We start from the raw sequence: 26,413 nt of genomic DNA on the forward strand, positions 1-26,413 counted from the left end.
GGCGCGTTAAAAGTGGAATGAAACTTTTAGCGCGCCCGTTTTATTACTGAAGTTCTTTTAAGGAAGAGAGGGCATCAATTGCACCAACTTTTTCGCATACTTTTGCTGCAGCTTGGTTGGCAAATTCGATAACGGTTACCCATTCATTGAACGAAAGATTTGTATCTTCATATTTACTTAACTGATACATAACGGCACCGACAAAAGCATCACCTGCACCGGTTGTATCGATCGGTTTTACAGGAAATGCCGGAACATTTGTAATTTGTCCGTCACGGATAAGCATTGTACCGGAAGCGCCTTGTGTAATGGCAATTGTTTTATCACTGAACTGTGTCAGCCATTCGATTGCCTGTTCGAAATTATCAGTCCTAGCGAATAATAACAGTTCTTCATCACTCATCTTAATGAAATTTGCAGCTTCAAGGAATGGTTCACATTTATGGATGAACAAATCGGAATCACCCTTCCATAAGTCTGCCCGGTAGTTTGGATCAAATGAAATAAAATGATTTTGAAGATGCAAAGTTTGCATAAGCTGTTCGTACGTTTTACTGAAAGGTTCACTTAAAAGGGCTGTGGCAGAGCCGAAATGAATCATATCCAGCGTCATGAGCTGTTGCAGGTCCAGATCCTCAACAGTGAGCAATTCGTCGGCACCACGATTAAAGATAAAATCCCGCTCCCCATCTTTTTGTCTTGAAACAAAGGCCAAAGTAGTCGGTGCAGACGGATCCATTATTAATTGATCTGTATGAACACCAGCTTGCTCCAACGTTTGTTTTAAAAAGTGACCAAATGCATCATCGCCTACTTTTCCGCAAAAATATGCCTGTCCACCAAGCATCGCGATCGTTGCCGCAACATTTGCCGGAGCACCGCCTGCCTGCTTTTCAAACGAATTTGCTTCTATAATGGATACTTCCGTATGAGTTGTAAAAAAATCGATGAGTAATTCGCCAATACAAAGAATTTTTTTCATAGCCGTCTCCTCCAAATATATGTGTTTCACTAAATATTGGCATAAAATTACTGGAATTAAAAATATTTACCCTATGAGTTTATTAATTTAGAACAGGATTTAATTGAATAGCAAAACAAAAACGTGAGTACGGAAATGTACTCACGTTTTATCTATGCCAATTCAATTTTCGGAAGGTGGAATTTATCTTATAAAATTCTGGGGGAATGTTATAGAGAAAAATGTGACACCTTTTTGAAAATTTTAAATGACACCCTATATATCGAGAATGAATAATTAACTTACCAAATCATATCTGTTAAGATGAATAACAGGGTAGGGCATAGTAAGCAGCCTAAACCTGTGTAGAAAGTAGCTGTAACGGCGCCATACGGGACCAATCGTACATCCGTTGCAGCTAATCCTCCCGTAACACCGGAAGTAGTTCCTAGTAATCCGCCATATACCATTGCAGATAATGGATTGTTAAGCCCAATATATTTCGCAATAAATGGAGTTCCTACCATTACGACTACCGATTTTACTAACCCGGCTGCAATACTGATCGCAATAACTTCTGAGCTTGCACCTAAGGCAGCTCCCGTTACTGGACCAACAATATAAGTAACTGTACCGGCACCGATTGTAGCAAGACTTACCGCATCTGTATAACCGAAAATAAGCGCAAAAATAATACCAACTACAAACGACAATCCAACACCGATAAAGAGTGAGGAAACCCCGCGAATACCTGCTTTTTTAATTTCGTCAAAGTTTGCACCGAAAGATGTAGCTACAATGGCAAAGTCACGAAGCATACTTCCGCCTAAAAGACCAATCCCTGCAAATAACGAAATATCAGCTAATCCCTTTGAGCCGTCACTGAAAACACCGCCGATATATGCCAATACTAATCCGAGAACAATTGCAATAGCTGAGCCATGAATTAGCCCTTTCGTTAATTTATTCGAAATTAAATATGCGATATACATTGTAATCCCGACAATGACAAAACCAGTAATTAAGCCATTAGATTCTAATGCAGTTTTAAGAGCATCCCACATATTAGTTTACCTCCCCTGTTGCTGGCTGAGTTTTATTGAACTCAATGGCAGATTCTTTCGCCTTTTTCCCGCTTAACAATGGAACACATAACCAACTAATAAGAGCTACAGCAATTCCTGCGATAATTGCAAGAGGACCCCCTGTTAATGCACCTAATACATTTTGGCTCGCTGCCATTGCAATTACGATCGGGATATACATTGCATTCCAGAAAGCCATACCACTTTGGGCAGCTATACTGATTTTCCCGCTCTTCTGCAATTTATCAACGACTACAATTAATAGCAACATCGCAATACCTACGCCACCCACATTTGAATCAATCCCCATTAAAGTACCGATTAATTCACCACAGAACATCCCGAATAAGAAACACCCAGCTAAAATGGCAACACCATATATAACCATAATTACACCCCTTTGCTTGTTTAGAACAGTCGACTGTATTCTGAATATAGAATAAACAATAATATATACATAATCAAGAAAAATATTATCTTTTTTAGAGAAAAGTAGATAATACGATTGAAATTTACGTTTTAAAGATATATTATGAATTGTATACAGTCGACCAAGTTCTTATAGAAGGAGAAGGTTAAATGAATTATTTTGAAAGAGCATTAGACAATGCCTTATCAATTAGAATTGCCAATAACTTGCTCGAACAAGTATTGAATGGTGAGTTAAGACCGGGAGATCAAGTCGTTGAATCGATCTATGCAGAACAGTACGAAACGAGCCGCTCTCCTGTAAGAGAAGCGATATATTTATTAGCTACTGAAGGAATTATTGAGCGTGTTCCTCGAAAAGGGGCATTCATTAAAGGCTATACATTGGATGATATGAAAGATTTACTGGATGTACGAAACCATTTGGAAATGCTGGCAGCCGAACGTATAGAAAATCCGAGTAAAGAAAAAGGTACACTGAAGGAAATGAAAGCCGTCCTAACGAAGATGACGAAAACGAAAAGCTATACAGAATATACGCACTTAAACTATCAATTTCACTTTCTTATATTCAAATTGAGTAATAGCCTAGTGCTAAATGATATGTACAGTAAAATAGCTATACCATTACTACGAATTCAAGTAATCCATTTTTCCAATAACGAAATTATTGATAAATCGATTATGGAGCATACAAGTATTTACGAATGCTTAAAGAATGATGACTTGGATCAGCTGAAGTCCATTTTAAGAAAGCATACAGAGGATGTAATTTTCAGTGTCCGGAATAAGCAGTTGTAAAACAAAGGGAGGGGAAGTTAACGATGAAACAGGCATGGCTTTTTCCAGGGCAAGGTTCGCAATATGGCGGGTTTTTGGAGTCGCTTCCTTCGCACCCTGCTATTAAAGAAACTTTGGATGAAGCTTCGGATGTTTTAAAAACAGATATTAAGCTGCTTGCAACAGCAGAAAAATTGAAGAGTACAAAAAATGTCCAGATTACAATGCTGGCAGCCGGTGTTGCAACAGCCCGCACCTTTCTAAATGAAGGTGCAAAACCGGACTATTTGGCGGGTCACTCGGTAGGTGCATTTGCTGCCGCAGTGACGAGCGAAGTACTAACATTTAAAGATGCCCTGCATTTAGTTTCGCTTCGTGGGGAACTGATGGAATCTTTGCAGGATGAGGCGTATGGAATGGCAGTTGTTGTAGGGTTACCTGAATCAACTCTTATAGAAATAACAAAGCTATTCCATACGGATGAAAAACCGGTCTATGTATCCAATCGTAATGCACCGCAGCAATTGACTTTATCGGGTCATAAAGAGGCAATGCAAAATGTATTGGACTACGTGGCGGGAAAAGGGGCAAGTTCAGCAAAGATGCTGAATGTTTCTACACCATCCCATTGTCCATTGTTTTTACCGGTTCAGGATCGATTGGCGAAGGAGATGGAGAGCATAACTCTCCAAAGGCCGAAATTCCCGTTGATTTCAAATCGAAATGCAAGGGTACTTCGACAGCCTTCCCGTATCGTTCAGGATTTGGCTGAAAGTATTGCTTTACCTGTCAGATGGCATGATGCGACTTCGATTTTATTTGAAAATGGTGTTCGTCAATTTATTGAAATGTCGCCAGGAGATGTATTAAAAAAACTTGCCAAAAATGCGTTTCCGGAAGCGGATAGCTATAGTGTGGAAAAGAACGGATTTAATGATTGTCTATATTTAGCAAAAAATGAAGGGGTGTAAATATGGTATTAATACAACAACAGCGTTCTTGGTCAACAAGATTGGAAGGAAAGAAAAAGAGATTGGCGGAAGTGGAGCATCTAGTGAACGGTGTAACAATTCCTACAGAAAAAATTGTAGACGTACTTGAATTGCTTATTAAACCGGGGGATCGGGTTGTTCTTGAAGGAAACAATCAAAAGCAGGCGTCATTTTTATCTCAAGCGCTAGTGAAGGTCGATCCAGAGCGTGTACATGATTTACATATGATTATGTCCAGTGTGTCGCGTCCGGAACATTTAGATATTTTTGAAGAAGGAATCGCAAAGAAAATCGATTTAAGTTTTGCAGGGCCTCAAAGTTTACGTATCGCACAGATGATCGAAGATGGCCGATTGATTTTAGGGGATCTGCACACATATGTTGAGCTTTATGGGAGACTTTTTATCGATTTAATTCCGAATATTGCGTTAGTCGCGGCGGATAAAGCAGACCGTTTCGGAAACTTATATACAGGACCAAATACGGAAGAAACGCCGACAATTGTAGAGGCAGCAGCTTTCCGTGACGGAATTGTAATCGCTCAAGTAAATGAAATTGTGGATGAATTGCCACGTGTCGATATTCCGGGTTCTTGGGTAGATTTCATCGTTGAAGCGGATGAGCCGTATGAACTGGAGCCATTATTTACTCGTGATCCACGCCATATTACGGATATCCAGATTTTACAGGCGATGATGTGTATTCGTGGTATTTATGAAAAACACGGCGTTCAATCTTTAAACCATGGGATAGGCTTTAATACCGCTGCAATCGAGCTGCTGTTACCTTCTTATGGTGAGCAATTAGGCTTGAAGGGGAAAATATGCAAAAACTGGGTTCTGAATCCGCACCCGACACTGATCCCGGCGATTGAAACAGGATGGGTAGAAAGTGTTCACTGTTTTGGCGGTGAGCTAGGGATGGAAAAATATGTAGAGGCACGTCGCGATATTTTCTTCACAGGGAAAGATGGCAGCCTTCGTTCGAATCGTACATTGGCACAGCTTGCAGGTCAGTATGCAGTAGATTTATTTATCGGATCGACACTGCAAATGGATGCATACGGAAATTCTTCGACAGTAACAAAAGGGCGCGTTGCAGGTTATGGTGGTGCACCGAATATGGGACATGATCCAGGCGGACGCCGTCACTCAACGGAAGCTTGGTACAACATGATGACAAGTCAGGATGAATTGGCTCGCGGGAAAAAACTAGTTGTGCAAGTAGCAGAAACATTCCAGGATGCTAACACACCTGTCTTTGTTGAACGCCTAGATGCGATTGATGTAAAGAAACAGGCGAATCTGGCAGTTGCTCCGGTTATGATTTATGCGGAAGATGTTACACATGTTGTGACAGAAGAAGGGATTGCCTACTTATATAAAACAGATAGCCCGGCAGAACGTAGAGAAATGATTGCTTCGATTGCAGGGGTAACACCATTAGGGATGGAAAATGATGTGAAGCGTACAAAATCACTTCGCGAGCGCGGTTTAGTGGCAATGCCGGAAGACTTGAATATTTTACGCGGTGAAGCGAACCGTTCATTATTGGCGGCAAAAAATATTGATGAACTTGTTCAATGGTCTGGTGGATTATATGAGCCACCAACGAAATTCAAAAGTTGGTAAGGAGCTGAAGGAATGAAACAGCATGTAATTTGTAAACGGATTGCTGATGAGGCAGTTGCAGCATTAATCGAAGAAGTTCAATTAACACCAAAGCCTGGTTTAGTAGATACAGACAATAATGGTGCACATCATGATTTATCTTTAACAAAAATGCAAAATTCAGCCCATTCATTGCACAATACGTTTTATCAAATGGCAATGCTGAGTTTCAACCGACAGCCGACAGTAGAAATAAGGGAACAATTTGGGGCAATAGGACGGAATGGCGAAAAGGAAATGTTTGCGGTTACTGAAAATAGTAACACGCACAAAGGGGCGATCTGGTCGATTGGGTTACTTTGCTCTGCAATTGCAAGAAGACAGGGCCAAGTACTTTTTCCGCAAGTATTTAATGATGCTGCAGAATTGGCCAATCTTCCGGATCAATATATTCCAAAGTCCAAAACGAACGGAAGCAAAGTAAAAGAGAATTATGGAATTCCGGGTGCGAGAGAAGAAGCCCAGCAGGCATTCCCTCACATTCAAAAATATAGTTTGCCAGCGTTTTTACAGGCGGCTCAGAAGATGTCGTTAAGAGATGCGAAGCTTACGACATTGTTAGTACTGATCGCAAATTTAAACGACACTTGTTTACTTCATCGAGGCGGTCTTGAAGGATTGGAAATGGCGAAGCGGGAAGCGAAAAAACTGCTGACAAACTTTTCAATTTCAAATATGAAGAAACTAGATGAATTGTATATTAAGCACTGGTTATCTCCAGGGGGATCGGCTGATTTATTGGCCGCCACAATATTCGTAATTAATATGTCAGATAAACTGAAAAGGGGTGCACAGCATGGAAAAGTTGAATTACACGTTTCAGGCAAATCGTCCGGTTACTAAGCAGGCGCATATCGGGGTTGTAGGGTCGGGGGATTTAGAAATACTGATCCAGCCAATCGAAGGTTCGGAAACAAAAGTAGAAGTTCGTACAGGAATTACAGGTTATGCTGAAACTTGGCAAAAAGTAGTGGAGCGCTTTGTTTCTCAGCAGGATATATTGGCTTCGATTAAGATTAATGATTTCGGTGCAACACCAGGTGTCGTATCGATACGACTTGCACAGGCAGCGGAGGTGGTTTTCGGTGAATAATTCTATTACATTACCTGTAAGTATAGTAGAAAGTAAGGCTAGAGAACGTGCACTTTTACTATTAGATGAAGGAACAGCACATGAAATATTAGGTCCATTCGACTTTTTTGAATCACCTCATCTAGAAGCGCAAAATATCGTTCCGCAAAGTGATGATGGAATGATTATCATGCAAGGGACCATCCGTGGCCGTCGTTCATTAGTTATTTCAATAGAAGGAAGTTTCCAGGGCGGAGGAATCGGTGAAGTTTCCGGCGCGAAATTTGCAGGTGCTTTAGAGCGTGCATATGCGTCATGTGAAGCAGGGGAACTTATTTATCCGGTTATCATTTACGATACAGGCGGCGTTCGTCTGCAAGAAGCGAACTACGGACTTCTTTCGATTGCTGAAATTAGTTCAGCGATTGTCGCTTTGAAAAAATATGTACCTGTCATCGGTATCATTCCGGGGAAAGTCGGTTCTTTCGGAGGGATGTCATTAACAGCAGGTCTTTGTTCGGCTTTAATCATGACACGGGAAGGTCGACTTGGTATGAACGGTCCTGAAGTAGTTCAGCAGGAAGCGGGTATCCAGGAGCTGAATGCAAAACAAAAGCCGTTTATCTGGAAAATGATTGGCGGCTCAATGCGCCATAATTCAAACTTAGTGGATGCAATCGTTGAAGATGATGTCGTAAACTACTTAGATACGCTGGAAGACTTATGGGCAAAAAACAGCTTTAAACAAAGAACAACAGAGTACGATACATTTTTAAATATGCTGAAGCATTTGCAGTTAGAAGAAAAAATCAGTACGGATGAGGCACAGGAAATTTTAAGCAACCGATCTGAATTGGCAAACGCTGAAGCAACGGTTGCAGATGGGGGAAATCCGAGCAGAGGCCGTACATGGTTTAATGCATTTACAAATAATGCACCATCGATTTCAGAGACACCATCAGTCTTAGTGGCAGATGCTGAATTAAATGGAGAAAAAGCTCGTTTTATCGCTGTCGTGCCAAACAGTGAAAGTAAATTTTACCGTGCTCGCAATGGGGAGTTTGGTCTGCAGGAAGCATGGACTGTTGCAAAATATGTTCGTCAGGCTATTGAAGAAGATAAAGATTCAGCAAATAAAAGATTAATCGTTCCTATTGTCGATGTTCCAGGTCAGGCATTCGGCTATCACGAAGAATTATTCGGTATTTACTTAGCTTGTGCAGCAAGTGTTGAAGCGTATGCAGTTGCACGTCAAAGTGGGCATCCAATTGTTACATGTGTTGTAGGTAAAGCGATTTCAGGAGCATTTTTAGCACACGGTATGCAAGGTAACCGTATTATTTCGTTAGATGATTCAGAAGTGCAAGTACATGTTATGTCAAAAAAATCAGCAGCACTTGTTACGATGCGTACTGTTGAAGAGTTGGATGAATTCGCAAAATCTGTTCCATCGATGGCATATGATGTCCATTCATTCCAAACGCTTGGTGCATTACATGAGTTGATCGACGGTATTAACGCAGACAAACCATCTAAAGAACAAGCTCGAAAAGTTCTTCATTCAATTGTAATGGCAAAAGAAGATATCATTCAGTCTGGAGATAGAACGTTAGCAAATCGAATCCAATCAAAAGTAGCGGTTGAAAATGGCCGTAAAGCATCGATTGCTGTACGTGAAAAGATTACGCAACAATGGAACTAACTGTACATGATTTAGTATATTTGAAGGCCATGGATCAAATCGAGTACTTTGGTGAATATCCGGATTGGTTGGATGAGGATGAAATGGCTCGAGGTATTGCTGTTGTAAGACGTATGAAAGTAGAGAATGGGAAAGTTGCGATAGGCTTCCGGGGGAATAATCGCTCGAAACGGTTTGCAGCGGTTACAACAATCTCGAATATTAAACGTGTAATTCGGCCGTTTGATATTTTAGGAAATTCATATCCCGAGACGCATCTTCAATCACTTGCTCACATTGAAAAGGTATTGGATGGTTTTAAATGGGGCATTGGAGGAAGTGTCGGCTTTTCCATGGCAACGGGAATCAATGTGTGCCATGAAAAGAGTGATATTGACATTATCATGTACTGTGAAAAACTGCAGGAGCTGGATCAGTTGAAACCTATTCTTGCACAGCTGCAAAAGAGTGAGCACCGTGTGGATGTCCAAGTGGAGATTTTAGGCGTTGGAGCGGTTGTTTTAGCCGATTATTTACAACACTCTTCTTTTATCGTAAGAACGGGTACTGGGCCGATTCTGCTTGAAAAAGAATCATTAATTTATAAAGGGTAGTCTGTTTTCCCATTGAGTAACTAGCGGTTATTCAATGGGAATTTTTTTTACCCAAAAAAAAACACTTTCACCATTTCAGTGAAAGTGCTTGTAAGTATTACTGTTAAAGGCTGTTATGTAAGCAGCCACATTGCCGTAGTTATTATAGAAAGTTTTAAACCACCACTCCTCAAAGTGGGTGTTCGCAAATGCTATCCTGTCTATCCTGAAGTCAAAAGAGTCCAGGCACGCCATTCCAACATCGATGTAAAACTCCCTGTATAAGTATAAAGGTTAAAACTTAATATTCGTACGTACAACGTAGCCTTATTGTTATCTTATAGTAAGTTAAATCGGATTGCAATAAAGTATGTTTTTAAAAAAAAGTCAAATGATTTGAATGGGGTTATTGAAGATTTTACGGAATAAAATGATGGAATTATTTCCAAAATAAAAAAGCCTTCCTTATAAGTCGGAAGCCTTCTGTTATTATTCAGTATGCTGTTGTAAAATGTTTTCCGTTAGAATTGCAATATCGATGACCGTCTTTTCCGCTACAACATCAGATAAAATTTCGTTACGGAAATAGTCCACAGATACCGGGAGATCGATTAAAAGTAACTTGCTGAGTGCTGTTTCATACATATGAACAAACTCTTTGTCGGTATTTCCGCGCTTCAGTTCTGAGAAAGACTCGTAAAACTGATCCAGCTTGTCGGCAAACTCAAGCAGTCTTCCTTCAATTGTTTCGTCTTTGCCTTCTTTCATACGGTCAAAAAATACGTCTTGTAAATCAAGTGGAATTTCTTCTCGGATGAATTTCTCCATCATTTTCTCTTCGACATGTGAAAGCATCTGCTTTAGTTCGACACTTGCATGTTTGACAGGTGTTTTAATATCCCCGATAAATACTTCGGCAAAATCATGATTAATCGTTTTTTCGTATAACGATTTCCAGTCGATTTGACTGCCTGCACGTTCTTCCAATGTTGCAAAGAACATCGCGTACTGGGAAACTTTCCATGAGTGTGCTGCCACATTATGCTCTTCGAATTTAAAGCGACCGGGACAGCGGATGATCCGCTCTAAATCATTTAAACTTGTAAAAAATGTATGAATACCTATAATAATCACTCCTTTACATTTTTATCATCAGTATACTATTAGTTATACCCGAAAAATGTTTTTTTAAAAGTGTTTAACTGAAATTTAACGCATCGTTTACATTAGGGATAATGCCAAAAAATATGTTCAATTTTTTCATATAAATTCGTTCATCTAATATAGTATGTAAAATTTTTAAAATGTCTCCTTCCATTGTTCATATGTAATTCAAAATGCCAATAACAGACGCCCAGCTGCAATACTTTTATTTAAAAACAGAAAGGACGCTCACGTGAAATTGTGAGCGTCCTTTCGTTTGTAGATTTTAAACCTGGATATCGATTGTTTGTCCTTTATAAGGATGGGGTGCTGGAGTTGCTTGTGGTTGAGGCATTTCTTCAATCATTTGAACAGCAGTTGCCACACCGGTATTCATTGCCTTGTCTAAAATACTCATCTGCACAGTTTGCTGCAGCGATGCCAACTGAGCTGACATAATGGCGTTTAATTCCATAGTAATCCCTCCTTTTCATGTCTCCCTCGTTAACAGATACAGGTATGACGATTTAACTTGTGTTCCTTCAAATAGTGGATTTGGAAGAATGTCACTGTTTGAAGTTGCACTTTATATCGTCAAAATAGAAAGAATTATTAAAGAAACAAGGGGATTTGTAATAAGTCTGAAAACGGATTTCCAATTATTTTTCGCTCCTTTCCTGTCACTCCGCAAAAAATGGTAAATCTATGTATAAATCGCTTCAAATTTAGTAATAATTATCCAAAAGCTCTGCAATGTGCTTGTAATGGAGGGTTCATATCCGCGTCATCGTGTTGCAATGTATTTGCTGTAAGGTTATAGGCAGAGTCTAAAAAACCAAAATTTATTTGGGATTATGGAGGGACAGAAATTTGACAAAGAAAAAATTAATGGCAGTTCTATTAGCAGGAGTATTCGCTACAGGGGGGCTATTTGCATCTCAAGCTTCTGCAGATACTTATACGATCCAACCTGAAGATACACTTTACAAAATAAGTAAACAATTTCAAACATCTGTTGATGAGATAAAGGAATTAAATAATTTAACGAGTAATACAATTTATGTTGGAGATACATTAAAAGTTGGCGGTCATGATGAGAAAGTATATACGATTGCACCAGGTGATACATTATTCCATATTGCATTGGCTCATGATGCCACTGTTGACCAGCTGCAAAAATGGAACAATATCAACTCGGACTTAATTTTCCCGGGTGATTCGATTACAGTATCCGGTCCTCAACAGGAATATCCTAAGAGTGAAGTGAAAAGCGCGACAGGTAGTGCTCAGGCTAATACAACAACAAGTTCAGCTCCTGATTCAGGAAGAACACTGACTGTTGAAGCGACAGCGTATACAGCTTATTGTGAGGGTTGTTCAGGAACAACAGCAAACGGTACGGATTTACGCGCCAATCCAAATTTAAAAGTAATTGCGGTAGACCCGCGCGTCATTCCATTAGGGACAAAAGTTTGGGTTGAAGGATATGGAGAAGCAGTTGCAGCTGACACAGGCGGGGCAATTAAAGGCAATAAAATTGATGTATTTATTCCAGACCTAGGTAATGCCTATGAATGGGGCCGTCGTACAGTGCAAGTAAAAATTCTAGACTAATACGAAAAGAAGCCACTCAATTTTGGGTGGCTTTTTGTATATTCAGCCTTCTTTATTGAAATACTAACAGTAAGGAGGGGATAGTGTGCGAGTATTGAGCTTATTTATATGTGTACTATTGTTAAGCGGATGTGGTTTATTTCAAAAGGAAACCATCCCGGTAAGTGCACCGGAAACACTAACTGCGAAGGCGCAGATGTATGATACAGAAAACAATCTAGTTGGTGAGATTTTATTTAAAGAATCCTCTAAAGGAGTCGAACTGACTGCTGTATTAAATAGTTTACCGCCGGGTGATCATGGAATCCATCTTCATGAAGTAGGGAAATGTGAACCGCCTAGCTTTGAATCGGCAGGTGGTCATTTCAATCCTACGAAAAAGCAGCATGGTGTGAAGAATCCAGAAGGCCCGCATTTAGGTGATTTACCGAATATTACTGCGGATGAATCAGGTGGAGTGGAATTGAATTTTGTGACAGCCGATTTTACACTGGAAAAAGGGAAAGAAAATTCGCTGTTTGATGCAGATGGCACGTCTATTGTTATTCATGAAAAAGCCGATGACTATAAAACAGATCCATCAGGAAATTCAGGTGCGCGAATTGTGTGTGGGGTAGTCGAGTAATAGCGCAAAAGCAAGAAAGGAAAATATGAAAAACACCTTTTTCTCATAGTGGGGAAGGGTTTTTTTCTTTTTTTGAGTAATATTTTCGAGTTATTAATATGCAGATTATTCAAAAACATTATATATATTAGAAAAATAATTTTATTCATTTTTTATGCATTTTGCTACAGTCTTAAAAGGGCGAGAAGGATTTTGCAATCGAAGGGCCTTAGTGAAAAACATCATTTTATAGCACTTTTACGATTTTTATAGAATATTATAGTTAGCTTAATAATTAGATTTGTAAGATATTAATTGACTTTTGAATATTCGTGTATGTAAAATGAAATTTATAATGAGGTAAAAAGGGGGAAAAATTTATGTTCAAAACTAAAAATATGCTTTTTTTATTAGTACTTAGTGCTTTCATTTTAGTATTGGCTGCATGTGGCGGAGACGACGATGCCGAAACATCTACTGGTACAGACACAACGGATTCTGGTTCTGAAAAGGCGGATTTCGGTGATGTTAAGTTCTTAAGTATTTTGACAGGTGGAACTCAAGGTACTTACTACCCATTAGGGGGAACATTTGCAGATTTAATCACAACGGAAACAGGGGTAAAAACAACTGCTGAGGTATCACAAGCATCTGCTGCCAACATGACAGCTTTAGCTGCTGGTGACGGTGAAGTTGCATTCGTACAAACAGATATCGCTTACTATGCAACGCAAGGAACTTTAATGTTCGAAGGTCAAAAAATTGACTCTGTAGTAGCATTAGGTGCGTTATATCCGGAAACAATTCAGTTAGTAACATTGGCTGATTCAGGCATTAAAACATTTGCAGATTTAAAAGGCAAGAAAGTTTCTGTAGGTGCACCAGGTTCTGGTACTTATGCAAACGCTGAGCAATTATTGGAAATCCACGGATTATCAATTAAAGATGATATCCAAGCACAAAACTTAGACTTCGGTGAATCTACTGATGGTATTCAATCAGGTCAAATTGATGCAGCGTTCATTACAGCTGGTTACCCAACTGGTGCTGTAGAAGCTTTAAATGCCACAAATGGTGTACACATCGTTCCAGTTGAAGCAGACAAAGCAGCTGAATTGATCGAGAAATACCCATACTATGCAGTGGATAATATTCCTGCAGGCACATACGGTTTAGAAGCAGAAGTTCCTGCGGTTTCAGTAGGTGCAATGTTAGCAGTAAACAAAGACCTGCCAGAAGATTTAGTATATGCAATGACAAAAGCAATCTATGATAATACAGATAAAATTGGTCATGCTAAAGGCGAATTTATTAAAGCTGAAACAGGCTTAGACGGAATCGGTATTGACGTACACCCAGGTGCACAAAGATACTTTGATGAAGTAAAGTAATTAGGGAAAACTAAGGGCCTCTGTTGCGAATAAGCTTCAGAGGCTTTTGTTGTATTTTTCTCTTTAAGCGAGTGATCATTTAAATGAAAAAATGGATTTTTATCATCCTTGTTTTTCTTTGTCTCATCGCTTGGTTTATTCCTTTTGAACGGAGCATAGTTTTTACAGAGACAAGAGTTCAAAAGCCTGTTCAGCATTTTTTGTCGTTGAAAAGTGATAATGAGTTTCAGTTGATTTTTACTCATTCTATCCATTTAACGGATGTGGAAGAAAGTTATAAAGTGCTTTCTACCAATGAATTTCAGTTGCTTGCAATGAAATATACGGATGTGGCAATAGGGATGCCGGGTCATGCTGAAGAAGGGCAGACACTTGATTATAAAGATGGGGTCTATACACTTCAGTACAACGATGCAAAATTAGAAAAATTTACGTTACATATTGGGAATGTCGACTATAAATTAAATCTGCAACATAAAGGGGAAATCATTCCTTTAAAAAAGCATTTAATACGTGGGAAGTCCTATTTAGTAACAGTTCAAAGATTGTCTTTATATGACAAAATGAAAGGAGTCGAATTAGATGACTGATAAAAAAGTCGCTGCAGATCCAGGAGCTTTACACGAATCGCTTACTTTGGAACAGCAGCAGGAATTATTGGAAAAGTATGATCTGGAATCAAATCAGCGTAACCCTCAAAATTTTATGAAGCATATTATCTATTTTGGTTTGCTGGCATTTACTATCTTCCAGCTTTATACAGCAGTTTTCGGACAGTTTCCTGCGCAAATTCAGCGTACGGTTCACTTGGGATTTGCACTGACATTTGTGTTTCTATTATTCCCGGCAAGTCGTAAGCTATCGAAGCGGACAATTCCGTTTTACGACTATATTTTAGCGGTTATCGCTATTATTGTAGGAAGTTATTGGGTAATCAATTATGACCGACTCGTTCAAAGTTTAGGTCAACTGCAACCAATGGATTTCTATATCGGAATTCTGGCAGTTATTATCGTATTGGAAGGTGCCCGTAGAGCGGTTGGTTTACCAATCACTATTATTGCCGGGCTGTTTTTACTTTACGCATTTTACGGTCCATATATGCCGGACTTTATGTCCCACCGAGGTCAAAGCTTGGATAGTATCGTGAACTTGATGTTCTTCTCGACAGACGGGATTTTAGGTACACCATTGGCAGTTTCTTCTACATTTATTTTTGCGTTCCTATTATTCGGGGCATTCCTTGTTAAAACAGGGGTAGGGGAATACTTCAATGATCTAGCGATTGCGATTGCCGGAAAATTGACTGGTGGTCCTGCAAAAGTTGCAATCTTCTCATCTGCACTTCAAGGAACAATTTCAGGAAGTTCTGTAGCAAACGTAGTAACTTCCGGTTCCTATACGATTCCGATGATGAAACGTCTAGGCTACAACAAAAACTTCGCCGGAGCTGTAGAGGCATCTGCATCTACAGGTGGTCAGTTAATGCCGCCGATTATGGGTGCTGCAGCTTTCTTAATGGTTGAGTTTATTGGTCGCGGTGTCACATATTGGGATATCGCCAAAGCTGCTGCGATTCCGGCAATTTTATACTTTACTGGTATTTGGATTATGACACACTTTGAAGCGAAGCGTTTAGGATTACGCGGCTTAAAAGATGATGAAATGCCGGATCGCTCGAAAGTATTCAAGAAAATTTATCTACTTATTCCGATTGTACTGATTATCATTCTGATGATGTCAGGCGTACCGGTTATCCACGCGGCATTATACGGAATTATCTCTTGTATAATCGTCGGGTTCATTAATCCGGACGTAAAATTCGGTTTTAAAGAAATTATTGACGGTATGGTTGACGGTGCACGCTCGGCATTGGCAGTAGCTGCTGCAACAGCTTGTGCGGGTATTATCGTCGGCGTTGTTGTAAAGACAGGATTAGGGCTTTCTCTTGCAAACAGCCTTGTTAAATTAGCGGGTGGCAGTATCCTTCTTACATTATTCTTTGTAATGATTGCTTCGTTAATTTTAGGAATGGGTGCACCGACAACAGCCAACTATGTTATTACATCAACGATTGCTGCACCGGCAATCATTGCATTACTGGCACCGGATGTTGCGGCAAGTGCAGCACCGCTTGTTATTGTTTTATCAGCACACTTCTTCGTGTTCTATTTCGGTATTATTGCGGATATTACACCGCCTGTTGCGCTCGCCGCCTTTGCAGCATCCGGTATTTCAGGAGGAGACCCGATTCGTACTGGTGTGAACTCCGCGAAGCTTGCTATTGCGGCATTCATTATCCCGTATATGATTATCTTCTCACCGGCAATGCTGATGATTGATGTAACCCTTTGGGAAGTAGTATGGGTTGTGTTATCTGCAATTATGGGTATGATTGCAATCGGAGCTGCAATAATAGGCTACTGGTACCGCCCTGTAAGCTGGATTGAACGTATTATTCTGTTAGCTGCAGGTATAGCGATGATTTATCCAGAAACATTAACGGATACAATTGGACTTATTGTCTTTGTCGGTATGTTTGTGATTCAATGGATGACAAAAAATAAAGGAAATGGCTCAAAAGCAGCTATTTCATAAATTGTAGGCACCTGAAATTTATTTCAGGTGCTTTTTTCTATTGATCTCGAAAATAGATAGATTTAATACTTTTTATGCATTAAATATATTTATTTGTTGATTTTCTTGAAAAACCATTATATTATTTAAATTAACTAAAAATTCAAATAATTAAAAAGGGGAGAAATGATATGTCAACACTTTTAAAGTCGACGTTTGAAACATACTTATTTGATGAAGAGGTGGAGTTTGAGTTAGCCGAGCAGCAAGAGGTAACGGAAAGCGAAGAACGCACGCAATATCCGCAAGGGTTTTTCTCAAGCCTATAAAAGGAGTTTTTAAAATGAATTTAAAAATTTTACGGCATCTATCCAACAAAACTGATTGGATAGATGTCGTTTTTTTAGGCACTAATAATGTAGTATGCAAAAATTGTACTGTATAATAGAAGTACTAAATAATATTCGAGGTGCGTTTCATGTTAGCGGTTAACTCTACAGAACAAATGATTTTTGATTGGTTTCAATATTTCCATGCAAACCCTGAAGTAAGCTGGAAAGAATTAAAAACAACAGCAAAATTAGCAGAAATCTTAGATGATATGGGCGTCAGCTATAAAAAATTTGATGATGTGACGGGTCTTGTCGCGGAAATCGGAAAAGGCGAAGAGATAATTGCGGTTCGCGCTGATATAGATGCACTATGGCAGGAAGTGGATGGCGTTATGCAGGCAAACCACTCTTGTGGACATGATGCAAACATATCAATAGTATTAGGTGCGCTTTATGCATTAAAAAATGAATCTTTAAATAAGAAAATCCGTTTTATTTTTCAACCGGCTGAGGAAACGGGCGGCGGGGCATTGGCAATGATTGACCGCGGTGTTATGGAAGATGTTACGCATTTATTCGGTGTTCATCTACGTCCGATGGAAGAACTGCCATTAGGGAAAGTGTCACCTGCAATTTATCATGGCGCAGCAGCATTCTTAACTGGGACAATTACTGGCATTGATGCACATGGCGCTCGTCCGCACCAAGGGAAAAATGCAATCGATGTTGTAGTAGCGATTCAGCAAATGCTGAAAAACATCCACGTCGATCCGTTTGAAGTGTACTCAGCGAAATTGACGAAGATTGTAGCAGATGGCGGAAGCGTCAATATTATTCCGGGCAATGCAACTTTCTCGATTGATGTACGTGCACAGAAAAACGAAGTATTGGCACAAGTACAACGCGATGTTGATAAAAGTTTGAAACAAATTGCTGCAATGTTCGATATCGGAGTTGAATGGGACTGGATGGATGTTACTCCAGGTGCGGAAGTATCATCTGAAGCGGCTGCTATTGCAGAACGCTCGATTGTGGAAGCACTTGGAGAGAAAAGTCTGGCACCGGCAGTAATTACACCGGGCAGCGATGATTTCCACTTCTATACGATTAAAAATACAGAGTTGAAAGCGACAATGATCGGCGTTGGTGCAAATCTTGGTCCGGGACTTCATCACCCGAAAATGACTTTTGATGCAAAGGCATTAATCGATGGCGCCAAAGTAATGGCAACAACACTGAAAAACAGTGCAATGAAATAAGATGGGTGGGCGATGCTATGTAGTTTGTAGCATCGTTTTTTTGTGTGGTTTGAGTTTTTGAGTTGTAGTTGAAGCGGCGCTGCGATATTAGAAAAGTTTGACCGGATATTAGAAAACCGGGGAGACTTATTGGAACTTTTCAAGGTTTATTAGAACAAGTGGGCGATATATTAGAAGATCTCCCTTGGCCTATAAAGAGCTGTGACTGTGCCCCGGACTTTTACTGGCAGGTCACCGGTTTATTAGAACTTTTTCAGCGATATTAGAAAAACCGGGTTACTTATTAGAAGATCGGATACCTTTATTTGAACTTCTGTAACTTTTATTAGCACATCGGCCTACTTTATTAGAAGATCCGGAATTTATTAGAACTTTTCAATGTTTATTAGAACAAGTGGGCGATATATTAGAAGATCTCCCTTGGCCTATAAAGAGCTGTGACTGTGCCCCGGACTTTTTCTGGCAGATCACCGGTTTATTAGAACTTTTCAAGCGATATTAGAAAAACCGGGTTACTTATTAGAAGATCGGATACCTTTATTTGAACTTCTATGACTTTTATTAGCACATCGGCCTACTTTATTAGAAGATCCGGAATTTATTAGAACTTTTCAAGTTTTATTAGAACAAGCGGGCGAGATATTAGAAGATCCCTTGGCCTATAAAGAGCTGTGACTGTGCCCCGGACTTTTACTGGCAGGTCACCGGTTTATTAGAACTTTTTCAGCGATATTAGAAAAACCGGGTTACTTATTAGAAGATCGGATACCTTTATTTGAACTTCTGTAACTTTTATTAGCACATCGGCCTACTTTATTAGAAGATCCGGAATTTATTAGAACTTTTCAAACTTTATTAGAACAAGCAGGCGATATATTAGAAGATTTCCCCCCGGACAACCAACGCCAGCCATACAAAAAAGTGCCGCTATCATTCAGCGGCACTTACAAAACAAAACCCTACTTCATCGGGCAAAATCCGCAAGCCATCAAGCCGGGGATGTCCTTTGAAAAACAGCAGCTTTTCCGAACGGGCTGATTGATCAGAGCGGAAGGGCTTTTCCCGCCTGTGTATTTTAAAAACAGCGATTTATCCGAGAAGTAACGCCAAACATTTTTATCTTCGAGCATGTCCAGATCCTCGAAAGCGCGGTCAGCCAATGCCGGATTTTCAAGTAAAGTATGGAAGTGCCAAAGCATGTATCCGAAAATATTTTCCCACAAAGTCAGCGGTGAAATGGATGTTGTTTTCCGTAACTGGCCAATAACAACGGATGTCTTGTATAAAATATCCGTCATTACTCGTTCGCGTTCATCATCCTCCACATAGCGGAAATCATTCGGGTTTATATACATCCCGAGTGTATGAATACCGAATTCCTGAACAATAGCAAAACGCAGATCTTCCGGCTTGCCGTCCCAAACTTCATCATACGTCGTCAGCATATAAAACTGCATCGCGACAAACATGCCGTAGCGACGCCCGAAGTGGGAGATGGCCGCAGCTTCCGTAGCAGCATTTGTAATGCCCATCATCAAATTGCGGAAATCCGTCAAATAAAAGTCTTTATGTAGGTTCGCCAATGTAAATAATGGACGGTCCGGTTCTTCGGTAAAAATACTATAGGAATTTAATTGTCGTACTTGATCATAAGAAAGCGCAGGCATACGTATCACCTTTTCTAAAAAATTTATCCCGCATTAACCGGTAGTAGGACGACCTGTTAATGCCCGATTGGTTCAACTAACAATCGTTGGGGGAGGAACAAACCCAACTGATTAAAGTTTTACTTTATATTTACTATACCATTTCTCTTCCTAAACGAGGTGAAAAACGCTATAATGAATTAAACATATAAGAAAGGTTGGTATTTATGACGAAACCTATTTCTGTACCAAGACCGTTAGTGCGTGTAAATCAGTGGGCTATATTTTTATCAGTCGTTATCACATGGGTGACAGGACAGTACTGGATTTTGGCGATTCCGTTAATTGCAAATTTACTTGGGATTTTTACCGGGTTTAATCCGATAATGCGCTTTGCGAAAATATTTTTAACGAAAGATATCAAATCTTATATTCCTGAAGATATCGGACAGCAAAAGTTCAATTCAGCGATTGCGAGCATTTGTTTGGCGGGCGGAATAGTAGGGTTTGCCTTTAATTGGCCGGTCGTTGCATACAGCTTTACGATTATGGTGGCTGTTGCATCCTTTGTCGCAATTTTAGGTTTTTGCATTGGATGCTTTATGTTATTTCAATTCAAACAATACCAATATCGTCGAACAGTAAAAAATTCTTAAGAAGAATATTGGAAATGGGTTGACAATGATATTGATAATCATTATCATTATAACTGTAGCAAGAGCTTATTTGTAATACAGTACAAATAAGTCTGGGCTAACAACTTTTCTCCAGGAGTTTGTTAGCTCAGCCATAGCGTTCTAAACCCCCTCATTTAGAATGTAAGTTTGACTGTGTGTCAGACACTTAGTTTTTCACCCTTTATATTTTTCATCTAGTTTTTCTTCCTTAATTGGGAGACCCATTGCCCGTGTCGCTTACAGATACGGGTATTTTTGTGTGCAAAAAATTTCTTGAACTTTTTTGAAACTTATTTTGGATTTCTCCGTCTGTACGTTGCTTAAGCAAAAAAGATAGGCGGAGGAAATGATGAAAAAGTTAATTGCTGTAGGGTTTATCGCTGTTTGCGTATTATTCCTGACAATTGAATATAGAGGTTCAAGTGAAAAGATTGAACGGGCCGTTGCAAATGAAAAGGATTTGGCGGGTCTGGAAAATGGAAACCCAATCGAACAAGCTACACATCTATTTGAAAAAGTTATTGTCCTGAATGAGGAGCAGCCAATTTATATAAAAGGAAATGCGCTCACTGAAATTGGAGTTGTTCATGCGAATACTTCATTTGCGATTGTTGGGGAAGATGAACTTTATTATGAACTGCGATTCGGGAAAATTTCGGCCTTTATTAAAAAGGGAAGTGCTGCTGTAGAAAAACGTCCGCTTGAGACATTGGTAAATACAGAAATAACAAATTCAATTAAAACGACAGAACAAACAATTGTATATGAAGAAAAAAGCCTTAAGAGCAGTGCAATGATGAAGCTTTCACAAGGGTTCCGCTACCCGGTAGTGGGGGAGATTGATGAGTGGTTTGTCATTAAAGTAGGAGAACGTGCCGGTTATATACATAAAACATCAGTTGAAATAGATGAAGGAATTCCAGTTTTAGTGTATCATCATATTTTGCCGAAGGAAGAAATGGTGACAAATGCAAGTACGGTTTCTGTACAATCATTTGAACAGCAAATGGCCTTTTTAGCTGAAGAGCAATTTACAACAATTTCGACAACACAGCTTTATGATTATTTGGAAGGTCGCCAAATTTTACCGGTTAATTCAATACTCATTACATTTGATGATGGTTTACTATCGACAAAAGTCTATGCATACCCAATTTTAAAGGAACATGGATTTTCTGCCGTACAGCATATTATATCTTCTCGTACAGAGCGTTTCGAAGGTGAACAAGTTTTTGATGCGAAAGGACCGCTTCAATTTTTCACAGCCGAAGAGATGCAGCAAATGACGGATGTGTTTCAGTACGAAGCGCATACACATAATTTGCATCAGTTCAGCAATGGGGCAGGGATCGCATTAGAACTTTCAGCTGATGACATTGCGAAGGATTTGCAGCAAAATGTTAATATGCTGACGAATGCGACTTCTTTAGCGTATCCATTCGGTCATTACGATGAAGATATGATCGCAGCGATGAAGGAAGTCGGACTGTTAATCGGTTTTACGACAAATGAAGGCTATGCGAATATGCATCAATCAAATTATGAGGTCAATCGTTTCGGTATAACTGAAAATAATACATTTGAACAGTTCACATCCTTTGTAAAGGGGGTGGGCTGGTCTTAAGGATATAAGAAGGTGTAAATCGTTACATGAGAGAATTTGATGCAATTGTTGATGAGCACACGCGTTATTTAGTACGCATCGCTTATTTGTACGTTAAAAATTGGGCTACCGCCGAGGACATCGTACAGGAAGTGTTTGTAACATACTTTCAAAAGAGCGACCAGTTTCGCAATGAGTCGTCATTGAAAACGTATTTAACAAAAATGACAGCCAATCGCGCAAAAGATTATTTACGCTCATGGAAGCATAAAAAGGATGTTGTTTTTGAAACGATCTTTGCTCAAACAAAAGGTACGGACGAGGAAGTTATACAAAAAGAGCATCTTGCATCACTTGAACAGAAGTTATTCCAGCTACCACTGAAATACCGTGAGCCGCTCATTTTATTTTATTATGACGAACAGTCCATTGCCGATATTGCCCTGTATTTACAACTGAATGAAAATACGGTCAAAACACGTTTGCGCCGAGCAAAGCAACAATTGAAAGAGTTTTTTAGCGAAGAGGGATTGGAGGAATGATGCATGGATCCATTTAAAAAACAACTGGATGAAATGATGGGTGATACACGCTTGCAGGAAAGTCGTATTAAGCAGCGCGTGAAATCCGAATTGACTCCGACCCCCCGAAAACAGAAACGTGCGTGGCATGTTCAATTAGTGACGGCAGCAGTTGCAGCAGTTGCGGTATTCCTATTTATGACGGCCGTACCTTTTACTCAAAATTCGGGAAACGAAGGGCGGGGTGCCCCTTATGATCCGCTTGATGATTTAGCGGAAATTGCTACTCTTCAAAAAAAGAAGCAATTATCAACAATCGATTATGATTCCTTTGCACAGCTACCAGTGCTGGAACAATTATCGGATTTACAATATGTAGATAAAGAAACCTTTACACTTGCAGGGAAAAAGGGACTTTATCATACAGTGATAGAACGTCAGGAAAATCTATTTGATGAAGCCGTGTATGAAGCAGGCGATATTGTACGAACAATGACGAATACGAGCAGTCATTTACCAATTTACGAAAACGCCTATTATGAAGTAGTCGCTGTACCAGGAGACCGTGTCGTTTTGCAGGACGGCAAGTTGACGGTAAATGGGAAGCCTGTTAGATCGGAATTAAAGGAAATGTATGAGGAAAACGGCAATACGATTGCAGGAGGCTACGATCAGTTATTAAATGCGCGTGAATACTTTTTGGTGAATCATTTCCCGGCAAAAAATACAATGCAGGCAGGTACAATTACCGCTGTGCATAAAATTTACGGGGAAGTCGTAGCTTTGGCAGAGGAAAGTACAACAACATCAATTTATTTGGAGTTAGAAAATGACTATACACCCGAACAATATTTTGATCTTTATTTGTACGATCAGATTTTCGGAGATGGGTCAATTAGTGAAAGATTATCGGCAAGCGATCTTCCATTTACACATTCGAACCGTTTAGGCGAGCTGTTTTTGGAAGCATCCTACCGAAATATTACGTATTTATCCGATACAGAAGTGGAAATACGCTACCAGTATGACCGTGAAGCAGTAGGAGAATATGTATTTAAAATGTATAAAGATCCGACTGGCATTTGGCAGTGGGGAATGTAGCAAAAGAGGCCGGGACATAACCCAAAAATGATATTTTTCTCTGAGAGAAAAATATCATTTTTTTGCTGAGCATTAAAATTGATTTCCATTCCGGGACGCTTTCCGCGGGCGTGGCCTGAGCCTGTAGTCTCAGGCGTCACGCTATTCCCGCAGGAGTCGCCCTGCATTCCAATCAATTTTGCAAAATATCCGTTTCTTAATAAAGGATTCCTGTTATTTATCGGTTATTCTACTTATGTCCCAGTTCTTTTCATGTGCTGCTTGTAATTTTTTATTCATAAGTACTGTGTGATAGCTATGTAGCAGCATGCCGATAATGATCACCGTCAGTCCGATTAGCGCAATCGGCTGCGGGAGTGGAACACTTAGTAAAATCATTTCACCGACCATCGCAAAAATAACTTCTGTCGATTGTGTCGCTTCAACGGCCGCCAGCTTTCCTTGATCAAGGCGCACCCGGTCTGTTGCGATAAAGAAAAGGGTTGTCGCAATGACACCGGAAGAAACAGCAACAAGCAGTGATTGGTACACTTGGCTCGCAGAGGGCAGACCGACCGTAAATAATGCATAGACGGCGAGCAAAATCCATGCGGGCAGAGAAGCAATCGTCATGCCTAGAACCCGTTGAAACGGATCGACTTTTCCTTTGCATAGCTCCATCATTTTCCGGTTACCTAGCGGGTAGGCAAAAGCTGCGATGATTACAGGCAGTATACCGAGAAGCAGAGTTTTCATAGAAACTGACTGTGCCTGCGGAATTTGGATTAGTAAAATCCCGATTAAAATAATGCCCGAGATGCCTAGTGAAATAAGCGGAATTTTTGCCCTGACATCTTTTCCGGCGATAGTTGTAATAAACAAGGGGGCCAGCAACACACCTGCTACAATCGTAAACTGCCATGTACCCGATACGAGCCAGCCTGGACCGAATGCCGCGGCAAATGTAAGTGGTGCATAAAATAATACGAACCCGACAAAGCTCCAAACGAGCCATGCACCCGGATGTTCTTTCATTTCATTTGATAATAAACGAAAACCGCCTTTTCCCCGTATGGCGACAATAGCAATGAGGAAGGGGAGCATGAAAAAGTAGCGGAGTGAAGAACTCCATAGCCAGCTGCCGCCTTCCAATTCCATTGAATGGTTCAATACAAATGTAACCGCAAAAAATAAGGCAGCTAAAATGCCAATCAGTATTTCCCTCATCACACACCTCACTTGATTGTATTGAATTTTCTGTCTATTAAGTATACAAAAAAATGGAGCGAAAGTAATCGCCCCATTCAATTTTAGTCATTATAATTTCACCGTCTAGGCTAAAGCGCCAACTCCTCGCACCATTAGGTCCCTCCGTGCAAAAGTGGTAAAGCGTTTACTTTTGCGTCGGGCCCTCCAATGTCTTTCGGAGTTAGACGGGCGCTTTAGCGCTTTTGGTCTAACGTTGTTCAAATAACTGAACGATTTCGATAATGACTTTCGTTGCTTTTTCCATCGTTTCTGCTGATACAAATTCATACTTGCCGTGCATATTTTCGCCGCCTGCAAAAATATTCGGTGTCGGCAAGCCCATGTATGAAAGTTGGGAACCATCAGTACCACCGCGGATTGGCTCGACAATCGGTGTAATATTGAACTTGGCAAACGCTTCTTTTACGATATCGACAATTTCCATCACAGGCTCGATTTTTTCGCCCATATTGTAATATTGATCATCGATTGCTACAGTAATTGCCTCTTCCCCGTATTTTGCCTGTAACGCTTTGCCGACCTTTGCCATATACTCTTTTTTCTCTTCGAATTTTGCGCGATCATGGTCACGGATAATATATGACATTGTTGTTTCTTCAATTCCGCCGTTGAAATGCATTAAGTGGATAAAGCCTTCATAGCCGTCCGTTTTTTCAGGAACTGCATCTTTAGGCATTTCGTTTTGGAATTCAATCGCCATTGTAATCGAGTTCACCATTTTATCTTTTGCAGAACCAGGGTGAATGTTCGTGCCGCGTGTCGTTACCTTTACGCCAGCTGCATTAAAGCTTTCGTATTGTAACTCACCAAGTGGACCGCCATCCATTGTGTACGCATAATCCGCACCGAATTTCTCGACATCAAACTTGTGTGGACCGCGCCCGATTTCTTCGTCCGGTGTAAAGGCTACACGAATTTTCCCGTGCTTAATTTCCGGATTGTTCACTAAGTATTCCATCGCCGTCATAATTTCAGCGATGCCGGCTTTATCATCCGCACCAAGCAATGTATTGCCGTCTGTTGTAATTAACGTTTGGCCAACATAGTTTTTCAAGTTCGGGAAGTAGTCCGGTGCCATCACTAAACCATTTTTTAATGTAATCGCTTCACCGTCATAGTTATCGATGCGCTGAGGCTGTACATTTGTTCCTGTGTAATCCGATGTCGTATCAACATGCGCCAAAAAGCCAAGTGTCGGTACGTCTTTATCTGTATTTGATTCAAGTGTTGCAAAAAGGTAGCCGTTTTCGTCAAGTGTAATATCTGTTAAACCGATTGCTGCCAATTCATCTTTTAATACATGTAATAAATCGAATTGCTTCATTGTTGAAGGGGTTGTGTCAGAGTTGAAATCTGATTGTGTATCAATTTTTGCATAGCGTACTAAACGTTCAATTACTTTCTCTTTCATCCGAAAAAGACCTCCTAATACTT

Annotated in this window: 26 protein-coding genes and 1 other RNA gene; 18 read left to right on the forward strand and 9 right to left on the reverse strand. The window is 40.0% G+C overall.

The annotated features are described in order from the left end of the window. Positions 1 to 43: 43 nt before the first annotated feature. The 3 genes from MKY51_RS01500 to madL all read right to left on the reverse strand — a co-directional run bounded on the left by MKY51_RS01500 (position 44) and on the right by madL (position 2,434). On the reverse strand, positions 44 to 982 hold the full coding sequence (locus MKY51_RS01500; RefSeq protein ID WP_339174873.1) for a carbohydrate kinase: 939 nt from the start codon (positions 980 to 982) through the stop codon (positions 44 to 46). Positions 983 to 1,263: 281 nt separating this feature from the next. Next, on the reverse strand, positions 1,264 to 2,025 hold the full coding sequence (madM, locus tag MKY51_RS01505) for a malonate transporter subunit MadM (RefSeq protein WP_339174874.1): 762 nt from the start codon (positions 2,023 to 2,025) through the stop codon (positions 1,264 to 1,266). 1 nt (position 2,026) lies between these two features. Beyond that, complete coding sequence (madL, locus tag MKY51_RS01510; protein ID WP_339174876.1) at positions 2,027 to 2,434, reverse strand: malonate transporter subunit MadL; 408 nt, start codon at positions 2,432 to 2,434, stop codon at positions 2,027 to 2,029. Positions 2,435 to 2,625: 191 nt separating this feature from the next. Between madL and MKY51_RS01515 the strand changes: the two genes are divergently transcribed. The 7 genes from MKY51_RS01515 to MKY51_RS01545 are packed head-to-tail and all read left to right on the forward strand — an operon-like array spanning position 2,626 to position 9,284. Continuing rightward, positions 2,626 to 3,276 carry a GntR family transcriptional regulator gene (locus MKY51_RS01515; RefSeq protein WP_079523871.1) on the forward strand — a complete coding sequence of 217 codons (651 nt, stop codon included), beginning with the start codon at positions 2,626 to 2,628 and terminating at the stop codon, positions 3,274 to 3,276. Between the two features lie 23 nt (positions 3,277 to 3,299). Continuing rightward, on the forward strand, positions 3,300 to 4,226 hold the full coding sequence (locus tag MKY51_RS01520) for a malonate decarboxylase subunit epsilon (RefSeq protein ID WP_339174877.1): 927 nt from the start codon (positions 3,300 to 3,302) through the stop codon (positions 4,224 to 4,226). 2 nt (positions 4,227 to 4,228) lie between these two features. Beyond that, on the forward strand, positions 4,229 to 5,878 hold the full coding sequence (gene mdcA, locus MKY51_RS01525) for a malonate decarboxylase subunit alpha (protein WP_339174878.1): 1,650 nt from the start codon (positions 4,229 to 4,231) through the stop codon (positions 5,876 to 5,878). A 12-nt stretch (positions 5,879 to 5,890) separates the two neighbouring features. Further along, entirely contained in the window at positions 5,891 to 6,760 is an 870-nt protein-coding gene (locus MKY51_RS01530; protein ID WP_339174879.1) for a triphosphoribosyl-dephospho-CoA synthase, read from the forward strand. Then, positions 6,714 to 7,010 (forward strand): malonate decarboxylase subunit delta, encoded by a 297-nt coding sequence (locus tag MKY51_RS01535; protein WP_079523867.1) that lies wholly within the window; start codon positions 6,714 to 6,716, stop codon positions 7,008 to 7,010. Before MKY51_RS01530 ends, MKY51_RS01535 begins: the two co-directional genes overlap by 47 nt. Further along, positions 7,003 to 8,691: a biotin-independent malonate decarboxylase subunit beta gene (locus tag MKY51_RS01540; protein WP_339174881.1), complete on the forward strand. Its 1,689-nt coding sequence runs from the start codon at positions 7,003 to 7,005 to the stop codon at positions 8,689 to 8,691. The genes MKY51_RS01535 and MKY51_RS01540 overlap by 8 nt, the downstream gene beginning before the upstream one ends. Beyond that, complete coding sequence (locus MKY51_RS01545; RefSeq protein WP_339174882.1) at positions 8,682 to 9,284, forward strand: malonate decarboxylase holo-ACP synthase; 603 nt, start codon at positions 8,682 to 8,684, stop codon at positions 9,282 to 9,284. The genes MKY51_RS01540 and MKY51_RS01545 overlap by 10 nt, the downstream gene beginning before the upstream one ends. Before the next feature lie 118 nt (positions 9,285 to 9,402). On the opposite strand, the gene ssrS is transcribed toward MKY51_RS01545, so the two are convergent. The 3 genes from ssrS to MKY51_RS01560 all read right to left on the reverse strand — a co-directional run bounded on the left by ssrS (position 9,403) and on the right by MKY51_RS01560 (position 10,881). Beyond that, a non-coding RNA gene (gene ssrS, locus MKY51_RS01550) (6S RNA) lies at positions 9,403 to 9,594 on the reverse strand. Positions 9,595 to 9,752: 158 nt separating this feature from the next. Continuing rightward, positions 9,753 to 10,397 (reverse strand): YfbR-like 5'-deoxynucleotidase, encoded by a 645-nt coding sequence (locus tag MKY51_RS01555; RefSeq protein WP_339174883.1) that lies wholly within the window; start codon positions 10,395 to 10,397, stop codon positions 9,753 to 9,755. A gap of 295 nt (positions 10,398 to 10,692) precedes the next feature. Then, positions 10,693 to 10,881: a YjfB family protein gene (locus MKY51_RS01560; RefSeq protein ID WP_339174884.1), complete on the reverse strand. Its 189-nt coding sequence runs from the start codon at positions 10,879 to 10,881 to the stop codon at positions 10,693 to 10,695. Between the two features lie 395 nt (positions 10,882 to 11,276). On the opposite strand from MKY51_RS01560, the gene MKY51_RS01565 reads away from it, so the two are divergent. The 7 genes from MKY51_RS01565 (at position 11,277) to MKY51_RS01595 (ending at position 18,183) form a co-directional block, all read left to right on the forward strand. Continuing rightward, positions 11,277 to 12,020, forward strand: coding sequence for a LysM peptidoglycan-binding domain-containing protein (locus tag MKY51_RS01565; protein ID WP_339174885.1), 744 nt, complete (start codon positions 11,277 to 11,279; stop codon positions 12,018 to 12,020). 85 nt (positions 12,021 to 12,105) lie between these two features. Continuing rightward, on the forward strand, positions 12,106 to 12,645 hold the full coding sequence (locus tag MKY51_RS01570; protein ID WP_339174887.1) for a superoxide dismutase family protein: 540 nt from the start codon (positions 12,106 to 12,108) through the stop codon (positions 12,643 to 12,645). A 359-nt stretch (positions 12,646 to 13,004) separates the two neighbouring features. Beyond that, positions 13,005 to 14,015 (forward strand): TAXI family TRAP transporter solute-binding subunit, encoded by a 1,011-nt coding sequence (locus MKY51_RS01575; RefSeq protein WP_339174888.1) that lies wholly within the window; start codon positions 13,005 to 13,007, stop codon positions 14,013 to 14,015. An 83-nt stretch (positions 14,016 to 14,098) separates the two neighbouring features. Next, complete coding sequence (locus tag MKY51_RS01580; RefSeq protein WP_339174889.1) at positions 14,099 to 14,605, forward strand: DUF1850 domain-containing protein; 507 nt, start codon at positions 14,099 to 14,101, stop codon at positions 14,603 to 14,605. After that, positions 14,598 to 16,613: a TRAP transporter permease gene (locus tag MKY51_RS01585; protein ID WP_339174890.1), complete on the forward strand. Its 2,016-nt coding sequence runs from the start codon at positions 14,598 to 14,600 to the stop codon at positions 16,611 to 16,613. The genes MKY51_RS01580 and MKY51_RS01585 overlap by 8 nt, the downstream gene beginning before the upstream one ends. A gap of 170 nt (positions 16,614 to 16,783) precedes the next feature. After that, positions 16,784 to 16,921, forward strand: coding sequence for a hypothetical protein (locus MKY51_RS01590; RefSeq protein WP_014824892.1), 138 nt, complete (start codon positions 16,784 to 16,786; stop codon positions 16,919 to 16,921). 149 nt (positions 16,922 to 17,070) lie between these two features. Next, positions 17,071 to 18,183 (forward strand): amidohydrolase, encoded by a 1,113-nt coding sequence (locus tag MKY51_RS01595; protein ID WP_339174891.1) that lies wholly within the window; start codon positions 17,071 to 17,073, stop codon positions 18,181 to 18,183. Positions 18,184 to 19,142: 959 nt separating this feature from the next. Here MKY51_RS01595 and MKY51_RS01600 read toward each other — a convergent pair. Next, positions 19,143 to 19,850 (reverse strand): Fe-S oxidoreductase, encoded by a 708-nt coding sequence (locus MKY51_RS01600; RefSeq protein WP_339174892.1) that lies wholly within the window; start codon positions 19,848 to 19,850, stop codon positions 19,143 to 19,145. A 206-nt stretch (positions 19,851 to 20,056) separates the two neighbouring features. Here MKY51_RS01600 and MKY51_RS01605 point away from each other — a divergent pair, with 206 nt between their 5' ends. The 4 genes from MKY51_RS01605 (at position 20,057) to MKY51_RS01620 (ending at position 23,731) form a co-directional block, all read left to right on the forward strand. Then, positions 20,057 to 20,485, forward strand: coding sequence for a DUF4395 domain-containing protein (locus tag MKY51_RS01605; RefSeq protein ID WP_339174893.1), 429 nt, complete (start codon positions 20,057 to 20,059; stop codon positions 20,483 to 20,485). A gap of 370 nt (positions 20,486 to 20,855) precedes the next feature. Further along, positions 20,856 to 22,130 (forward strand): polysaccharide deacetylase family protein, encoded by a 1,275-nt coding sequence (locus MKY51_RS01610; RefSeq protein ID WP_339174894.1) that lies wholly within the window; start codon positions 20,856 to 20,858, stop codon positions 22,128 to 22,130. Between the two features lie 26 nt (positions 22,131 to 22,156). Continuing rightward, positions 22,157 to 22,651: a sigma-70 family RNA polymerase sigma factor gene (locus MKY51_RS01615; protein WP_251690566.1), complete on the forward strand. Its 495-nt coding sequence runs from the start codon at positions 22,157 to 22,159 to the stop codon at positions 22,649 to 22,651. Positions 22,652 to 22,654: 3 nt separating this feature from the next. Continuing rightward, positions 22,655 to 23,731 carry a S26 family signal peptidase gene (locus tag MKY51_RS01620; protein WP_339174895.1) on the forward strand — a complete coding sequence of 359 codons (1,077 nt, stop codon included), beginning with the start codon at positions 22,655 to 22,657 and terminating at the stop codon, positions 23,729 to 23,731. Between the two features lie 213 nt (positions 23,732 to 23,944). On the opposite strand, the gene MKY51_RS01625 is transcribed toward MKY51_RS01620, so the two are convergent. After that, the gene (locus tag MKY51_RS01625) at positions 23,945 to 24,937 is read right to left on the reverse strand and encodes a multidrug resistance efflux transporter family protein (protein WP_339174896.1); all 993 of its coding nucleotides are present in this window, start codon (positions 24,935 to 24,937) and stop codon (positions 23,945 to 23,947) included. 229 nt (positions 24,938 to 25,166) lie between these two features. Beyond that, on the reverse strand, positions 25,167 to 26,390 hold the full coding sequence (pepT, locus tag MKY51_RS01630) for a peptidase T (RefSeq protein ID WP_339174897.1): 1,224 nt from the start codon (positions 26,388 to 26,390) through the stop codon (positions 25,167 to 25,169). Positions 26,391 to 26,413: the final 23 nt, after the last annotated feature.

Source organism: Solibacillus sp. FSL R5-0691 (assembly GCF_037974225.1).
GTDB lineage: Bacteria > Bacillota > Bacilli > Bacillales_A > Planococcaceae > Solibacillus.

Bases quoted from the DNA above. Each gene is read 5' to 3' on its own strand.
- MKY51_RS01500 (WP_339174873.1), bottom strand. From the start codon at position 982: ATGAAAAAAATTCTTTGTATTGGCGAATTACTCATCGATTTTTTTACA.
- madM (WP_339174874.1), bottom strand. From the start codon at position 2,025: ATGTGGGATGCTCTTAAAACTGCATTAGAATCTAATGGCTTAATTACT.
- madL (WP_339174876.1), bottom strand. From the start codon at position 2,434: ATGGTTATATATGGTGTTGCCATTTTAGCTGGGTGTTTCTTATTCGGG.
- MKY51_RS01515 (WP_079523871.1), top strand. From the start codon at position 2,626: ATGAATTATTTTGAAAGAGCATTAGACAATGCCTTATCAATTAGAATT.
- MKY51_RS01520 (WP_339174877.1), top strand. From the start codon at position 3,300: ATGAAACAGGCATGGCTTTTTCCAGGGCAAGGTTCGCAATATGGCGGG.
- mdcA (WP_339174878.1), top strand. From the start codon at position 4,229: ATGGTATTAATACAACAACAGCGTTCTTGGTCAACAAGATTGGAAGGA.
- MKY51_RS01530 (WP_339174879.1), top strand. From the start codon at position 5,891: ATGAAACAGCATGTAATTTGTAAACGGATTGCTGATGAGGCAGTTGCA.
- MKY51_RS01535 (WP_079523867.1), top strand. From the start codon at position 6,714: ATGGAAAAGTTGAATTACACGTTTCAGGCAAATCGTCCGGTTACTAAG.
- MKY51_RS01545 (WP_339174882.1), top strand. From the start codon at position 8,682: ATGGAACTAACTGTACATGATTTAGTATATTTGAAGGCCATGGATCAA.
- MKY51_RS01560 (WP_339174884.1), bottom strand. From the start codon at position 10,881: ATGGAATTAAACGCCATTATGTCAGCTCAGTTGGCATCGCTGCAGCAA.
- MKY51_RS01575 (WP_339174888.1), top strand. From the start codon at position 13,005: ATGTTCAAAACTAAAAATATGCTTTTTTTATTAGTACTTAGTGCTTTC.
- MKY51_RS01580 (WP_339174889.1), top strand. From the start codon at position 14,099: ATGAAAAAATGGATTTTTATCATCCTTGTTTTTCTTTGTCTCATCGCT.
- MKY51_RS01585 (WP_339174890.1), top strand. From the start codon at position 14,598: ATGACTGATAAAAAAGTCGCTGCAGATCCAGGAGCTTTACACGAATCG.
- MKY51_RS01590 (WP_014824892.1), top strand. From the start codon at position 16,784: ATGTCAACACTTTTAAAGTCGACGTTTGAAACATACTTATTTGATGAA.
- MKY51_RS01595 (WP_339174891.1), top strand. From the start codon at position 17,071: ATGTTAGCGGTTAACTCTACAGAACAAATGATTTTTGATTGGTTTCAA.
- MKY51_RS01600 (WP_339174892.1), bottom strand. From the start codon at position 19,850: ATGCCTGCGCTTTCTTATGATCAAGTACGACAATTAAATTCCTATAGT.
- MKY51_RS01605 (WP_339174893.1), top strand. From the start codon at position 20,057: ATGACGAAACCTATTTCTGTACCAAGACCGTTAGTGCGTGTAAATCAG.
- MKY51_RS01610 (WP_339174894.1), top strand. From the start codon at position 20,856: ATGAAAAAGTTAATTGCTGTAGGGTTTATCGCTGTTTGCGTATTATTC.
- MKY51_RS01615 (WP_251690566.1), top strand. From the start codon at position 22,157: ATGAGAGAATTTGATGCAATTGTTGATGAGCACACGCGTTATTTAGTA.
- MKY51_RS01620 (WP_339174895.1), top strand. From the start codon at position 22,655: ATGGATCCATTTAAAAAACAACTGGATGAAATGATGGGTGATACACGC.
- MKY51_RS01625 (WP_339174896.1), bottom strand. From the start codon at position 24,937: ATGAGGGAAATACTGATTGGCATTTTAGCTGCCTTATTTTTTGCGGTT.
- pepT (WP_339174897.1), bottom strand. From the start codon at position 26,390: ATGAAAGAGAAAGTAATTGAACGTTTAGTACGCTATGCAAAAATTGAT.